Origin of the sequence: Pseudorhodoplanes sp. (assembly GCF_050250235.1) — a bacterium.
Classification (GTDB): domain Bacteria; phylum Pseudomonadota; class Alphaproteobacteria; order Rhizobiales; family Xanthobacteraceae; genus Pseudorhodoplanes.
On record NZ_JBFWPA010000146.1, the window covers coordinates 1 to 14,043 of the forward strand.

General features: G+C 63.6%; 13 protein-coding genes and 1 pseudogene. 4 read left to right on the forward strand and 10 right to left on the reverse strand.

Annotated features, from left to right (window positions below):
- Nucleotides 1–78: 78 nt before the first annotated feature.
- The 6 genes from AB7F49_RS33135 to murJ form a co-directional block, all read right to left on the reverse strand.
- Nucleotides 79–522, reverse strand: coding sequence for a GNAT family N-acetyltransferase (locus AB7F49_RS33135; RefSeq protein WP_428530212.1), 444 nt, complete (start codon nt 520–522; stop codon nt 79–81).
- Entirely contained in the window at nt 519–1,199 is a 681-nt protein-coding gene (gene tsaB, locus AB7F49_RS33140) for a tRNA (adenosine(37)-N6)-threonylcarbamoyltransferase complex dimerization subunit type 1 TsaB (RefSeq protein WP_428530236.1), read from the reverse strand. Before tsaB ends, AB7F49_RS33135 begins: the two co-directional genes overlap by 4 nt.
- 91 nt (nt 1,200–1,290) lie before the next feature.
- The gene (locus AB7F49_RS33145; RefSeq protein WP_428530214.1) at nt 1,291–1,848 is read right to left on the reverse strand and encodes a NifU family protein; all 558 of its coding nucleotides are present in this window, start codon (nt 1,846–1,848) and stop codon (nt 1,291–1,293) included.
- A 109-nt stretch (nt 1,849–1,957) separates the two neighbouring features.
- Nucleotides 1,958–2,452 carry a universal stress protein gene (locus AB7F49_RS33150; RefSeq protein WP_428530216.1) on the reverse strand — a complete coding sequence of 165 codons (495 nt, stop codon included), beginning with the start codon at nt 2,450–2,452 and terminating at the stop codon, nt 1,958–1,960.
- A gap of 89 nt (nt 2,453–2,541) precedes the next feature.
- Nucleotides 2,542–3,576, reverse strand: coding sequence for a tryptophan--tRNA ligase (gene trpS, locus AB7F49_RS33155; RefSeq protein ID WP_428530218.1), 1,035 nt, complete (start codon nt 3,574–3,576; stop codon nt 2,542–2,544).
- A 114-nt stretch (nt 3,577–3,690) separates the two neighbouring features.
- The gene (murJ, locus tag AB7F49_RS33160; protein ID WP_428530220.1) at nt 3,691–5,244 is read right to left on the reverse strand and encodes a murein biosynthesis integral membrane protein MurJ; all 1,554 of its coding nucleotides are present in this window, start codon (nt 5,242–5,244) and stop codon (nt 3,691–3,693) included.
- Between the two features lie 166 nt (nt 5,245–5,410).
- Between murJ and AB7F49_RS33165 the strand changes: the two genes are divergently transcribed.
- The 4 genes from AB7F49_RS33165 (at nt 5,411) to AB7F49_RS33180 (ending at nt 8,810) form a co-directional block, all read left to right on the forward strand.
- Nucleotides 5,411–5,821 carry a YciI family protein gene (locus AB7F49_RS33165; protein WP_428530222.1) on the forward strand — a complete coding sequence of 137 codons (411 nt, stop codon included), beginning with the start codon at nt 5,411–5,413 and terminating at the stop codon, nt 5,819–5,821.
- A 127-nt stretch (nt 5,822–5,948) separates the two neighbouring features.
- Nucleotides 5,949–6,383 carry a YciI family protein gene (locus AB7F49_RS33170; protein ID WP_428530224.1) on the forward strand — a complete coding sequence of 145 codons (435 nt, stop codon included), beginning with the start codon at nt 5,949–5,951 and terminating at the stop codon, nt 6,381–6,383.
- A 58-nt stretch (nt 6,384–6,441) separates the two neighbouring features.
- Nucleotides 6,442–7,707 (forward strand): RNA polymerase sigma factor, encoded by a 1,266-nt coding sequence (locus AB7F49_RS33175; protein WP_428530226.1) that lies wholly within the window; start codon nt 6,442–6,444, stop codon nt 7,705–7,707.
- A gap of 104 nt (nt 7,708–7,811) precedes the next feature.
- A complete protein-coding gene (locus tag AB7F49_RS33180) occupies nt 7,812–8,810 on the forward strand; it encodes an adenosine kinase (RefSeq protein WP_428530228.1) in 999 nt (332 codons plus the stop codon).
- Nucleotides 8,811–8,879: 69 nt separating this feature from the next.
- Here the strand turns inward: AB7F49_RS33180 and AB7F49_RS33185 are convergent, their stop codons facing one another.
- The 4 genes and pseudogenes from AB7F49_RS33185 to AB7F49_RS33200 all read right to left on the reverse strand — a co-directional run.
- The gene (locus tag AB7F49_RS33185) at nt 8,880–9,389 is read right to left on the reverse strand and encodes an N-acetyltransferase family protein (protein ID WP_428530230.1); all 510 of its coding nucleotides are present in this window, start codon (nt 9,387–9,389) and stop codon (nt 8,880–8,882) included.
- 190 nt (nt 9,390–9,579) lie between these two features.
- Nucleotides 9,580–11,406 (reverse strand): translational GTPase TypA, encoded by a 1,827-nt coding sequence (gene typA / locus AB7F49_RS33190; protein WP_428530232.1) that lies wholly within the window; start codon nt 11,404–11,406, stop codon nt 9,580–9,582.
- Between the two features lie 845 nt (nt 11,407–12,251).
- Nucleotides 12,252–13,718, reverse strand: coding sequence for a TAXI family TRAP transporter solute-binding subunit (locus AB7F49_RS33195; protein WP_428530234.1), 1,467 nt, complete (start codon nt 13,716–13,718; stop codon nt 12,252–12,254).
- Nucleotides 13,719–13,821: 103 nt separating this feature from the next.
- Nucleotides 13,822–14,043 (reverse strand): annotated as a pseudogene (locus AB7F49_RS33200) (site-2 protease family protein); the annotation flags it as partial.

A 14,043-nucleotide genomic window follows, 5' to 3' on the forward strand; every position in this document is an offset into this window, starting at 1 on the left:
CGTCCATCATCTCGCAACGTGCTGTTGCGGTCCTTGCGGTTACATGAGATTTCGCCGCAACACCAATGCTGCCGCTGGCTAGCCATCCTTCGGATAATAGGCAGCGCGCCGCCCGACTTCCACGAAACCGGCCCGCCGGTATAGCCGCAGCGCCGAAACGTTTCCTTCGTCAACTTCCAGAAAGACGCTTTGAATACCGAGCCCCGCCAAGCGTCCAAGATGGTGACGCAGAAGGGTGCGTGCAATGGCTCTCCCGCGGTAGGATTCGGCAACTGCGACGGACAGGATCTCGGCTTCATCGGCGGCCATCCGCGAAATGATGAACCCTGCAAGATTGCGACCGATCATGGCCCGATGCGCCAGCACGTTGCGGTCGAGCAGCATGCCTTCGATCTCGCCGTCGCTCCAGCCACGACGGAACGAAGCGCCATGCAGTCGCGCAATCGCTGCGACGTCACGGATCGTGGCGTCGGCGACCAGCGGCGGCCGGGGCGGCCAGAACAGGTCGAACAGCCATTTCATTGGCGCGGCAATATGGATGCGGTCTGCGGATGGGCGTCGGGGGGACGGAGGTAAAGCGGCTTTGGAGGCGCATCCTGCGGCCGCGTGCGTGCGCCGAGACGTGCGACCCAGCCAATGTCGGGTGCTTGCCGCTCGTCGAGCGGCGGCAGTTGCGTAGGATCAGGCCAGATTTCGGCCATCATCTGTGCTCCCGATCCGACCAGTGCCGCCGATGCACCCGCCGAGGCGCGGACCGCTTCCTCCACCGGGATTATTCGCTGCGACAGGAGAACGCGGCCCTGCGGACCATACAGCTCAAAATAAACGTGACGATGGCGGCCGTCGATCGCTGCGGCGACCGGCAGCTTCGGATCGGCTTCGATGTATGGCGCTGCCAGCGCGGCGAGCGTGGTGACGCCTACCACCTCTTTCTTTGCGGCGAGCGCAATGCCACGGGCGGCGGCGATCCCGACCCTCAAACCGGTGAAGCTGCCCGGTCCGACCGTCACCGCGATCCGGTCGAGTGCATGAAAGTCCAGCCCGGTTTGCCCAATCAATCCCTGGAGCAGCGGTATCAGCGCTTCGGCATGGCCGCGACTCATGATTTCCGATTCGCTGGCAATGATCGCGCCTTGGTCGGAATCGAAAATCGCGGCCGAACAGGCCTCCAGCGCGGTATCGATGGCGAGCACGAGCATGCCGCGGATCATATCGTCCCCAGCGAAAGCGGGGACCCAAATCACAGAGCGAGCCTGATGGGTCCCGGCTTTCGCCAGGGACGACCCGCGGTCAAACCGGCCGGACTTCCGTCACGTCCGGCACGAAATGCCGCAGCAGATTCTGGATGCCGTGCTTCAAGGTCGCGGTGGAGGAAGGGCAGCCCGAGCATGCCCCTTTCATCGACAGGAACACGACGCCATCCTTGAAGCCCCTGAATGTGATATCGCCGCCGTCATTGGCGACAGCCGGGCGCACGCGCGTCTCGATCAGTTCCTTGATGGTCTTGACCGTCTCCGCGTCGGCGCTGTCGAAAAACTCGTCTTCTTCGGAGCTGTCGGTGGCATCGCCGTCCTTCAGGAGCGGCACACCGGACATGTAATGCTCCATGATGGCGCCGAGGATCAGCGGCTTGAGTTGCTGCCACTCGCCAGCACTTTTGGTCACGGTGATGAAGTCGGAGCCGAAGAACACGCCGCTGACATTCGCAATGTCGAACAGCTTTTCGGCCAACGGCGATTTCGCAGCCTGCTCGCGGCTTGTCATATCCAGCGTGCCGTCCAGCACGCTACGTCCCGGCAGGAATTTCAGGGTCGCCGGATTCGGCGTGGCTTCGGTCTGGATAAACATCGGATCGCTCCAGCGCGGGCAGAAACGGGCCCCGTCGCGCTATAGATGGCGTTTTGTCCGCCGAGGTCAACCGGCAAGGCAACCGGCGCGAGGCCGGCAAATCAATCGTTCAGGACAGGGCGTCCAGTTCCTCGTCCGAGAGGTGACCCGGCACAATCGCCACCGGAATGGGAAATTCGCCCGCCGTCCGCGCAATCGCCGTGACCAGCGGGCCCGGTCCCTCTTTGGTGGTGCCCGCCGCCAGGATCAGGATCGCGACATCCTCGTCTTCGTCGATCAGCTTCATGATCTGCTCGATCCAGCCCCCCTCGCGAATCACGCGCTCGGGGGTAATTCCGGCGACGCCATTGGCGCGGCCCGCGGCGCGATCCAGCGCCTCGTTCGCCTCTTCATAGGCCTCCGCGCGCATGATGTCGGCGACGCCGAGCCACTGCTGGTTGCGATCCTCGATGTCGATCACCCGAAGCATGATCATCCCCACACCGATGCGGGACACGCGACGGGCAGCGTAATAGATGGCGCGATCGCATTCCGGTGAATCGTCGATGACGACCAGATATTTCGGCTTGTGGCCGGATTCGTAGGAGCGGCGTTGGCGGCTCATCGGCTACCCCTGGACGCAATGGATTCTTGCATGGCGTGTGGCCTGATAACAAGGCAAAGCAGCGGCAGCTTGCACATCGTGGCCGGGGTTCAACGCCGGACGAAACCGACAACGTCCTTGACAGAACTCATGGTCCTGGCCGCAATCGCGCGCGCGCGGTCCGAACCGTCAGCCAGTACGGTATCGATATAGGCCGGGTCGGCGACCAGACGTTTCATCTCGGAGCCGATCGGACCGAGTTTGGCTACTGCCAGATCCACCAGCGACGACTTGAAGGAGGAAAACTGCGCGCCTCCGAATTCGCGCAGGACTTCGCCCTTGGTGACATCCTTCAGAGCGGCATAGATGCCGACCAGATTGTCGGCTTCGGGGCGTGACTCCAGACCAGGCTCTTCGCTCGGCAAGGGCTCCGGGTCGGTCTTTGCCTTGCGAATCTTCTGCGCGATGGCATCGCCGTCGTCGGTCAGGTTGATGCGTGAATAATCCGAGGCGTCCGACTTCGACATCTTCTTCGAGCCGTCGCGCAGCGACATCACCCGCGTCGCCGGTCCCTGGATCAGCGGTTCGGGGAGCGGGAAGAATGTTTCGCCAAATCCGTGCTTCATTATCGAAGCGGCATAATCGTTGTTGAACTTCTGCGCCACGTCGCGGGACAATTCGAGGTGCTGCTTCTGGTCCTCTCCGACGGGCACATGCGTAGCGCGATAGACCAGGATGTCGGCAGCCATCAGCGTCGGATAGGCGAACAGGCCGACCGATACATTCTCGCGGTCCTTGCCGGCCTTCTCCTTGAACTGCGTCATGCGGTTGAGCCAGCCCATGCGGGCGACGCAGTTGAAAATCCACGCGAGCTCGGCGTGCTCGGCCACCTGGCTCTGGTTGAATACGATGTGCTTCTTCGGATCGATTCCGCAGGCGATGAAGGCCGCGGTCACCTCACGGATCGCGCGCGGCAACTCCTCCGGGTCCTGCCAGGTCGTGATGGCGTGCAGGTCGACCACGCAATAGATGCAATCGAAATGCTTTTGCAGGTCAACGAACTTGACGATGGCGCCAAGGTAGTTGCCGAGATGCAGGTTCCCGGTCGGCTGCACGCCGGAAAATACCAGTTGCTTGAACGCCATTGTCAGTTTCCGCGAGTAGCGAGCGCGATCGGAAAGACCGGCGCCGGTCCTTGTATCCGCGCAGGAGAAAAGCCGCGCGTGCATGCCACGGCGCGGCTGCGCATGGCAAGAGCCTCACGGCCGCCGGAACAATTCCCGCCATTCATGCGGACGCACGATCCCGGTCAGCCACAGGCAGGATGCGTAGACGGCGATCGAACACCCGATCACGACAAGGAGCAGCGCGACCTGCGTGAGCCGGCCGTTGATTGCGGACAGGTTCACGAATTCCGCCATCAGACGCGCGAATATCCCCATCGCCAGCGCCGAGACAGAGATCAGTATGAGACGGCGCCATTCGCCGCCGCTGACGCGAAGCATCCCACGCCGTGTCGCGAGCAGCCACAGCATCGCGGCGCTTACCCACCCGGAAAGGCCGACCGATAGAGCGATGCCTGTCGGTCGGCCGATCGCCATGAAGACAAGGCTGCCGATCAGCGCCACCACAAGTCCGGCGCCAGCCGCGATCATGGGCGTGCGGGTGTCCTCGCGCGCGAAGAAGATCGGCGACAGCGCCTTGACCAGAACATGGCCGGGCAGGCCGATGGCGAGGGCGCCGAGCATTGCCGACGTCGAGTTGCTGTCGAGAGTGGTGAATGCGCCACGCTCGAACAGGATGCGGACGATCGGCCAGGCCAGCAGCGCAAGCGCGAACGCGGCCGGCATCGCGAGTCCCAGGGCCATCTCGAGCCCGTGGCGGATGGTACGGGGCGCAAGCTCGTGGTCGTCACTGCGCATCGCGTGGGTCAGCGCCGGTGTCATTACCGTGCCGATTGCGATACCCACAATCCCAAGCGGCAGTTCGACGAGCCGGTTGGCGTAATAAAGCCATGACACCGCGCCCGGCCAGCTGGATGCGACCATTACCGCAACGATCATGGTGAGTTGCGGAATGCCGCTCGCGATCAGACCGGGAATGGCGAGTGCTGCAAAACGTCTCGCTTCTCGTTGCGGGAGCAGGCCCAGCGGGGTCGCCTTTTCCGGTCCGATCCAGACCGCGCACGCGACCAGCGCGAGCTGGCACAGCCCCGCGCAGGCAATCGACAAAGCGACGATTTGCGCCGAAAGGTCGCTGTCGCCGGCACGCGCAAAAAAAATTCCGGACAATGCGATCAGGATGATGACGTTGAAGACCACGGCCGCCAGCGCCGCGGTATGGAATCGGTGATTGGCGTTCAGGACGCCCATCAGCACCGCCACCGGCCCGGCCAGCACCAGATAGGGCAGCATCAGGCGCGACAGCTCGATCGACAGGGTCAGCGGCTGCGGACGGTCGGCAAAACCAGGTGCCAGCGCCAGCATCAGCAGCGGCATCGCAAATGCGAGCAGGACGGACAGCGCGAGCAAGGCTATCGCCACCGTCCCGATCACCCGTCCGGCGAAGGCGCCGGCGAGTTCTTCGCCTACTTCATCGCGCCGCCGGAGATAGAGCGGCACGAAGGCCGCATTGAGCGCCCCTTCGGTGAGGAGCCGCCGGATCAGGTTGGAGAACTGAAACGCCACCACGAAGGCGTCGGCGCGAGCGCTCGCTCCGAACAGGGCTGCGATCGCGACGTCGCGTACGAAGCCGAGCACGCGCGAGGCAAGCGTCGCCACGCCGACAATCGCAACGTTCCGGGCAATTGACATGCGCTCTTCTGCTCCGCTCTACAGCCCCAGGGCCGTCACATTCTGGGCAAGATGTCACAGGGAAGAAAGTTCGCCCCGATGTCGATCGTGCCTGCCTTCGCTCGTCGTGTCGGCAGGAGCGGGTTCCGGTGGTCGGAATGCAGGCTCGCAAGAGGGAGATTTGACGATGCGTTTCATGATTCTGGTAAAGGCGACGAGGGATTCCGAGGCCGGCGTGATGCCGACCGAGGAGCTTCTTAGCGCGATGGCCGGTTACCACGAACAGCTCACCAAGGCCGGCGTGCTGCTTGACGGCAACGGTTTGCAACCGAGTGCCAAGGGATGGCGCATCAAATGGACCGGCGGCAAGAAGACCATCGTCGACGGTCCCTTTGCCGAGACCAAGGAACTGGTGGCGGGCTATACCATCATCGAAGTGAAGTCACGCGAAGAGGCGCTGGAATGGACCAGACGTTTCCCCAATCCCTCGTTCGGCGATGGCGAGATCGAAATCCGCCAGATGTTCGAACTTGAGGATTTCGGCGAAAGCGCAACCCTCGACCGATTCCGCGAAATGGAAATGGGTGTGAAGAAATGAGCGGACAGGAATGCAAGAAAATTTCCTGTGGCCTGTCGATTTTGACGGGCGTCGTTCGACGTGACGTCGGGGCTGGCGATCTCCTCTTCGTCAGCGGCCGGGTCGAAACAACTTCGGGAGTCAACACATGCAGATTTTGGGATTATTGAGAGCCACCCGTGAGTCCGAAGAGGGCGCGCCGCCGAATACGGAGCTCATGATGCGGATGGGAACGTTCGTCGAGGAGATGACCAAAGCCGGCGTGCTGCTGGGCACCAATGGCTTGCATCCCACCTCGAAGGGCAAGCGCGTCAAGCTTGCAGAGGGCAGGATGACGGTGATCGATGGTCCGTTCACCGAATCCAAGGAGTTGATCGCTTCCTACGCGATGTTCCAAGTGAAGACCATGGATGAAGCGGTCATGTGGAGCAAGCGCTTCCTCGAAGTGCTGGGCCAAGGCGAGGTGGAATTGCGGCCGATCTTCGATCCGGCGGATTTTTCGCCGGACGTGTTCCCGCCCGAGCAGGCGGCGCATGAAGAAAGGGTGCGGCTGGAGATGGCGCGAAACGCCGAACGGCAGTAATTTTTTCGGCACGAATCGCGCTTGCGCCGGCTCGCAAAAGGATGGTGTATCGGCCGCCGTGACAGCGACCGATACCCATCGTGCCATCCAGGCGGTCTGGCGAATCGAGCAGGCGAGGCTGATTGCCGGCCTGGCCCGCTTCACGCGGGATGTAGGCCTTGCCGAAGAGCTGGCGCAGGATGCGCTGGTGGCCGCCCTGGAAACCTGGGCGCTGAGCGGGATCCCGGAAAGGCCGGGTGCATGGTTGATGGCCGCGGCCAAGCGGCGCGCCATCGATCAATTCCGCCGGTCCAAGTTGCGCGAACGCAAGCATGAGGAGATCGGTCACGACCTGCGATCGAGGGAACTGTCGATGCCGGATTTCGACAGTGCTTTGGACACGGACATCGACGACGATCTGCTCCGTTTGATGTTCATTGCCTGTCATCCGATCTTGTCCGTGGAGGCTCAGGTCGCCCTGACGCTGCGTCTTCTGGGTGGGCTCACCACGGACGAGATCGCCAGAGCGTTCCTGGTCCCTGAGCCAACCATCGCGCAACGGCTCGTTCGAGCGAAGCGCAGGCTGACCGAAGCGCGCGTCCGGTTCGAACTGCCGCACGGGCAGGACAGAACGGATCGGCTCTCGGCCGTGCTTGGGGTGATCTACCTGATTTTCAATGAAGGCTATTCGGCATCGAGTGGGGCGGAATGGATCCGTCGTCCGCTGTGCGACGAGGCGCTGCGCCTTGGGCGCGTGCTTGCGGGTCTTGCCATGGACGAGCCCGACGTTCACGGTCTCGTGGCATTGATGGCAATTCAGGCGTCCCGATTTCCGGCCCGAACCGGGCCGGACGGTGAACCGATCCTGCTGCTCGATCAGGATCGTGCGCGCTGGGATTCGCTTCTGATCCGTCATGGGCTTGCCGCCCTCGATCGGGCCGAGAGTGCGGCAGCGCCGCCCGGGCCCTATACCTTGCAGGCGGCGATTGCGGCCTGTCACGCGCGCGCCCCGTCGGCACAGGAAACGGACTGGAAGCGGATAGCCGCGCTTTACGCGGTCCTGGCGCAAGTCGCGCCGTCACCCGTCGTGGAGCTCAACCGTGCGGTGGCGGTGGGCATGGCCTTCGGACCGAGCGCGGGGCTTGAGATTGTTGATGCGCTGGCCGACGAGCCGTCGCTCAGATCGTATCATTTGCTGCCGAGCGTCCGGGGCGATTTCCTTGCCAAGCTGAAGCGGCCGGAAGCAGCCCGCGTGGAGTTCGAACGCGCCGCTTCGCTTACCCGGAATGCGCGCGAGCGCAGGCTGTTGCTCGATCGGGCATCTGCCTGCGATCAGGGATCGTAGGGTCGGGCCCATAGTGGGCAGCAAAGCCGGGTTCATGCGGCGCTGCATTGCCTCGTGGCAGCGCATCGCTATAGTGCGCCGCCCTTCGTTCAGAGGATCCACGGATGACCGCTCCCCGCTACGACGTTCTCGGAATCGGCAACGCCATTGTCGATGTCATCGCCCGAGCCGAGGACGATTTCCTGATTAAGCAGAACATGCAGAAGGGGGGCATGGCCCTGATCGACGAAACGCGTGCCAGCGCCATCTATGAGGCAATGGGACCGGCGACCGAAAGCTCGGGGGGCTCGGCTGCCAATACGATTGCCGGTGTCGCGAGCCTCGGCGGACGCGCGGCGTTTGTCGGAAAGGTCCACGACGATGTGCTCGGCACGGTGTTCGCACATGACATCCGCGCGCTCGGTGTCGGCTTCGATACGCCGCGCGCGAGTGACGGGCCTTCGACCGCGCGCTGCTACATCATGGTGACGCCGGATGGCGAGCGCACCATGAACACCTATCTCGGCGCCGCGCAGAACCTGTCGCCCGCCGACATCGATCCGAAGCTGATCGGGGATGCCGCCATCACCTATCTCGAAGGCTATCTGTGGGATCCGCCTCAGGCCAAGGAAGCGTTCGTGAAGGCCTCGAAGGCCGCACATGATGCCGGCCGTACGGTGGCGCTGACGCTGTCGGATGCCTTCTGTGTCGGCCGCTATCGCGACGAATTCCTCAGGCTGATGCGGGACAACACGGTCGATCTGGTGTTTGCGAACGAGGCCGAATTGAAAAGTCTCTACGAGACAGCGGATTTCGATTCAGGCATCGCCGCGCTGAAGGACGATGTGAAGCTCGCGGTGGTCACCCGCAGCGAAAAGGGCTGCGTGGTGGTCAGCAAGGACAACACGCTGGCGGTGCCGGCGGCCCCGATCGACAAGCTGGTCGACACGACGGGAGCGGGCGATCTGTTCGCCGCCGGATTTCTGTTCGGGCTTGCAACCGGGCGCGATCACGCCGCTTGCGGCAAGCTCGCGGCGCTGGCCGCGGCCGAGGTCATTCAGCATATCGGCGCACGCCCGGCGGTGTCGCTGAAGGCGCTGGCGCAGGAGAACGGGCTGTTGTGATTGCCCTTCGGCGTGCGCGCGTGAAAACGCGCGTCCCTCATCAGTGGAAATATGAAGCTGAGCGCCGGCTCAGGACTGCCAGGCGAAGGCGACCTTATCCAGCACCTTGGTGCCGAACCGCTCCGACGAGCGGGCCACCGCTCGGCCACCGAGCGCGCGATAGAATTCCACCGCCGGATCGTTGTCGGACAGCGCCCAGATCACCAGGCTCTTCAAACCGCTCTGGGCGAGATCGCGGCGCGCTGCGGTGAACAGCCGGCGGCCGAAGCCCAGACCCTGAAATTCCGGCTTGAGATACAATTCGTAGATCTCGCCATCGTAATACAGACTGCGCGCACGGTTGCGCCCGTAATTGGCATAGCCCGCGATTGTATCGCCGAACTGCATCAGCGCGATGCGGCTGCCCTTGCGGATGGCCGAGTGCCACCAGTCCGGACCGCGGCGACTGACGAGCTTTTCGAGTTCGGTGCCGGGGATGATGCCCTGATAGGCCCCGCGCCACGCTTCGTCATGGGCCAGTGCCACGTCGCTCGCGTCGGACGGCTTTGCACGTCGAATCTCGATCAGGGTCGTGCTCATGGGCACCATAAGAGCAAGCGCCGACTCGGCGTTCAAGCCCCATGATTAATGATCGGTAAAGGTGTGGATTTTGTGCACCGGTTTGTTCCGCAAAATTGGAACGATCCGAACCCGAGCGGTCGTGAATGCCTGATTTCATTGACATTTTTGAGGCCTTGTCCGGCCTGTGCCATCGCAGGACAACCTTGTATCACACGGTCTCGGCTTCCTTGCGGCGCTCTTCCCGCTTGCGGTCATTGGGGTCGAGCAGCTTCTTTCGCAGCCGTATCGATTTGGGTGTGACCTCGACCAGCTCATCGTCCTGGATGTAGGCGAGCGCTTTTTCCAGGGTCATGCGGATCGGCGGGGTGAGCCGCACCGCCTCATCCTTCGAGGTGGTGCGGATATTGGTGAGCTGCTTGCCCTTCAGCACGTTGATCTCGAGGTCGTTGTCGCGGGTATGCTCGCCGACGATCATGCCGCGATACACTTTCCAGCCCGGCTCGATCATCATCGGGCCGCGATCCTCGAGTTTCCACATCGCATAGGCGACGGCGTCGCCCTGCTCGTTGGAAATCAGAACCCCATTGCGCCGGCCGGGGATTTCGCCTTTGAACGCCGCATATTCGTGAAAAATGCGATTCATGATCGCGGTGCCGCGGGTATCGGTCAGGAGTTCGCCCTGATAGCCGATCAGGCCGCGGGTCGGAGCGTAGAACACGAGCCGGACACGACCACCGCCCGAGGGGCGCATCTCGATCATGTCGGCCTTGCGCTCCGACATCTTCTGCACCACCACGCCCGAATGCTCCTCGTCGACGTCGATCACGACCTCTTCGATCGGCTCTTCCAGTTCGCCGGCCGCGTTGCGGCGGATCAGCACCTTTGGCCGCGACACCGATAATTCAAAGCCTTCGCGGCGCATGGTCTCGATCAGAATGCCGAGTTGCAATTCGCCGCGGCCTGCGACTTCCATCGCGTCCTTGTCATCCGATTCCGAAACCCGCAACGCGACGTTGCCTTCCGCTTCGCGCAGCAGCCGGTCGCGAATCATGCGGCTCGTCACCTTGGAGCCTTCCGTGCCGGCGAGCGGAGAATCGTTGACGCGGAAGGTCATGGCAAGCGTCGGCGGATCGATCGGCTGAGCCGGGAGGGGGGTCTCCACTTCGGGAGCGCAGATCGTCTGCGCCACCGTCGCCTCCGGCAACCCTGCGATCGAGACGATATCGCCGGCTTCCGCCTCATCGAGCGGCGTGCGCTCGAGGCCCCGGAACGCCAGCACCTTGGAAATGCGCCCGGTCTCGATCAGCGTGCCGTCCGCGGCGAGGACCTTGGCCGGCTGGTTCGGCTTTACCGAGCCGGAGAAAATCCGGCCGGTGACGACGCGCCCAAGATAGGGGTTGGCTTCGAGGATGGTGCCGAGCAGGCGGAACGGGCCTTCCTCGACCGTGGGTGCCGGCACATGGCGCAGCACCAGGTCGAACAGCGGCTTCATGCCCTGGTCTTGCGGGCCGTCGAGGCTGTCCGACATCCAGCCCAATTTGGCCGAACCGTAGAGAATCGGAAAATCAAGCTGCTCGTCGGTGGCGTCGAGCGCCGCAAAAAGATCGAACACCTCGTTCGCCACTTCGGTTGCGCGTGCGTCGGGGCGGTCGACCTTGTTGATCACGACGATGGGCCGCAAGCCAAGCTTGAGCGCCTTGGCGACAACGAACTTGGTCTGCGGCAGCGGTCCCTCCGCCGCATCGACCAGCACCAGCGCGCCATCCACCATATGCAGAATGCGTTCGACCTCGCCGCCGAAATCGGCGTGGCCCGGGGTGTCGACAATGTTGATGCGGGTGTCGTTCCAGAGGATGGAGGTCGCCTTGGCGAGAATGGTGATGCCGCGCTCGCGCTCCAGATCGTTGGAATCCATGGCGCGCTCGGTGACGCGCTGATTGTCGCGGAAAGTTCCGGATTGCTGCAGCAGCCGGTCGACGAGGGTGGTTTTGCCATGGTCGACATGCGCGATGATCGCGACATTACGGAGATTCATATGCTGGATCCGGAAACAAAGCGCGGGCCGGAGGAGGGGTTCTTGTGAAGCTCCCGGGCCCGCTCTATTGCGGCGCAATATAGTCAGGAAAGGCGCGGAAGCAACCGAGGCAACGCTTCGCCGGCCCTGTTGTTTGGCCGGCGCGGGCGCGCCCGTCGTTGCGAGACAAGGTGAGGGGAATGATGCGCCGAAAGACGCAGGGCATTCCTGAATGCGCCGTGTTCGCTTTGACACGAGCACGGCCGCCTCACGGCGCACCATTGGCGGCGGTTTTGCGCCTCGGAGCCGTTCTTCCGGGACTGGCCGGATGAGCCGCGCCCACCCCGATCCCGCAGGCTTTCGCCCGCGTTCGGCCAGGCCATCGTCCAGCAGGACCACCTGCAGACCCCCGTAGTGGGGCCGGACGGCCAACCCGAAGCGTCCCGGGAGTATGGCCGACGAAGCCACACCCGCAGGCGCCACACCCCGCTCCATCAATCGGCGTCACCGGTTGACGCCCCTCGTTGAGCGAGGTGACAAGACTATATGCTTTTATTCCTAGAAGGTCAAGGCCGATGATTGGTTACGGGGCTATCCGGCTCGATCCAAACGATCGCTGCTGGCTGGAGGCATTCTATCACCACCGCTCCGTCCCCGCGAAGGCGGGGACCCAGCAATGCTCGTGCGGCCAGCAAGTACGGTTGTTGTGCAGCGCGCTTTCTTGCCGTGATCTCCGGCCGCCTGTCTCGGTTGTGTTTCACGCTGACGTCGGCCGCTCCGGATTCTTCCGCGCTGGGTCCCCGCCTACGCGGGGACGAGCGGCGGGAGGACTTGGCTCACAACGAGCCATTCGGCGATAAGCAGGTTCACCCCTTCGCCAACGCCGCGCGCCGCTCTGCGATGGCGCGTCGCGCCTGGTCGGCCGCAAGCGTGACTGCGGACGATCGGTTGTGCTGGATTTCGCCCGACTCGATCTGCCGGATGGCGCGTTCGACGATGTCGTCGATCTCGATGCACATCAGATCGAGTTCGTTGGAGGCAGCGCTCCGCGCGCGCTTGATGACGCCGATCAGCGATTCGAGATCGTTGCGGCGTTCGTATTTCGACGGGGTGGAGCGGGCATAGCTGATCAGCCACGCGGCGCCCGAGCCGAAGAACGAAACCAGCATCAAACCCCAATAGAGCGGCTCGCTATAACGCTCGAAGACGCCCTTCTGCTCGCCCTCGAGATAGGCGAGAGCACCCGGATGCACCGCGAGCGTCGCCGCCTTGTCGGTGTCCGGACTTTCGATCCGGGTGAAGGCCGGAAATTCGGCACCCTGCGCCTGCTTCGCGTTGAACAGCCACTTGGTGAACCGGCCGGCGATGTCGTCATCGAGCGAGCGACGCGCGACGATGTAATGCGACACGCCGATGGTTTCGACCGCTTCCGCCGGTCGCGAGCCGCCGAACGCGCCGGCCGGAATCTCGGTCGATTCATAGACCGGGTTCTGCTGCTCGATCGCCTCGGACGAACTGACCTCGAGGAACATCGGCTGCTCCTTGCCGCGCGCCAGCGCGGTGACCGCTTCGGCTGTGATCCTGCTGCCGATCGGCCCGACCGCGAGCAGCGCGTCGAATGTCGCCGCCTTCAACTGCGTGGTGAGGTCCTCGATACCGAACTGGATGGTCGTCACCTTGTCCGCCGGCACGCCATATTGCCCGAGGATGGTGTGGAGCAGCGTCACGTTGGCGGGCGTGCGGCCGACGATCGCGACCGTCTTGCCGTAGAGGTCCTCGATCTTCTCGACCGGCTTCGGCGCTTCCGGCGCTGGTTTCTTGGCGCTTGCCGCCGCCTTGTTGGCGCGCGAGGTTTTTTTCGCGCCGTTTTTCGCGGCGCCATTCGCGGCTGCGGCCGCCGCCGGCGGAACGATCAGCACCGCGACGTTGCGGCGGTGGATCGCGACCACCTGTCCGATTTTGGGCATGGCGACATCGCGCCGGACCACCGCGAGATCGGCGGTTCCGTTATCGAGCAATTCGGCGCTGCTCTGGCCCGCGTCCTGCCTGACGATCTGCACCCGCACCGGCGCCCGCTCGCGGGCGAGATATTGCGAAAGCTGCTGGACCAGCTTGTGGTCCTCACCCTGGCGCGCACCGGCGGCAATCTTCAGGGTGACCGGCTTCGACTGGATGTAGGAGACGACGATGGCGACGCCGGTGATCGCCAGGATCACGCCGACCGCGACCAGCAACGGATGACGCGCCATCCGCCGCAGCCGGTCGCCGGCGGTGAGCTGCGGTTTCTCCAGCGCGGACTCAGCAGGCGCGACAACAGGGTTATGGACGTTCATGGGCGGGGCGCGTAGCCCTCTCCGGTGACCCGGTCGGAACTCAATTCCGGAACAATTGTGACTTTATCATGCTTATCTGAATGATCAGTCATTTTTGGACGGGTCAGGCGGCTCCTGCCGGGCGGCTCCAGGGGCCGGCCGGTTTCCCGTTCTTGCCGCCGAGCCGGAAGCCTTCCGGCATGGCCTGGCTGACCATCATCAATTCGCCCAGCGTCTCGGTGGTGATGAGTCCGACCAGCCGTCCGTCCGGCTCGATCACCGCGACCGCGGGCGCCGAACGCTCCTGCAGGAGTTTCACCGCCTCTTCGAGCGGACGGCGGCGGTC

Bases quoted from the DNA above. Each gene is read 5' to 3' on its own strand.
- AB7F49_RS33135 (WP_428530212.1), bottom strand. From the start codon at position 522: ATGAAATGGCTGTTCGACCTGTTCTGGCCGCCCCGGCCGCCGCTGGTC.
- tsaB (WP_428530236.1), bottom strand. From the start codon at position 1,199: ATGCTCGTGCTCGCCATCGATACCGCGCTGGAGGCCTGTTCGGCCGCG.
- AB7F49_RS33145 (WP_428530214.1), bottom strand. From the start codon at position 1,848: ATGTTTATCCAGACCGAAGCCACGCCGAATCCGGCGACCCTGAAATTC.
- AB7F49_RS33150 (WP_428530216.1), bottom strand. From the start codon at position 2,452: ATGAGCCGCCAACGCCGCTCCTACGAATCCGGCCACAAGCCGAAATAT.
- trpS (WP_428530218.1), bottom strand. From the start codon at position 3,576: ATGGCGTTCAAGCAACTGGTATTTTCCGGCGTGCAGCCGACCGGGAAC.
- murJ (WP_428530220.1), bottom strand. From the start codon at position 5,244: ATGTCAATTGCCCGGAACGTTGCGATTGTCGGCGTGGCGACGCTTGCC.
- AB7F49_RS33165 (WP_428530222.1), top strand. From the start codon at position 5,411: ATGCGTTTCATGATTCTGGTAAAGGCGACGAGGGATTCCGAGGCCGGC.
- AB7F49_RS33170 (WP_428530224.1), top strand. From the start codon at position 5,949: ATGCAGATTTTGGGATTATTGAGAGCCACCCGTGAGTCCGAAGAGGGC.
- AB7F49_RS33180 (WP_428530228.1), top strand. From the start codon at position 7,812: ATGACCGCTCCCCGCTACGACGTTCTCGGAATCGGCAACGCCATTGTC.
- AB7F49_RS33185 (WP_428530230.1), bottom strand. From the start codon at position 9,389: ATGAGCACGACCCTGATCGAGATTCGACGTGCAAAGCCGTCCGACGCG.
- typA (WP_428530232.1), bottom strand. From the start codon at position 11,406: ATGAATCTCCGTAATGTCGCGATCATCGCGCATGTCGACCATGGCAAA.
- AB7F49_RS33195 (WP_428530234.1), bottom strand. From the start codon at position 13,718: ATGAACGTCCATAACCCTGTTGTCGCGCCTGCTGAGTCCGCGCTGGAG.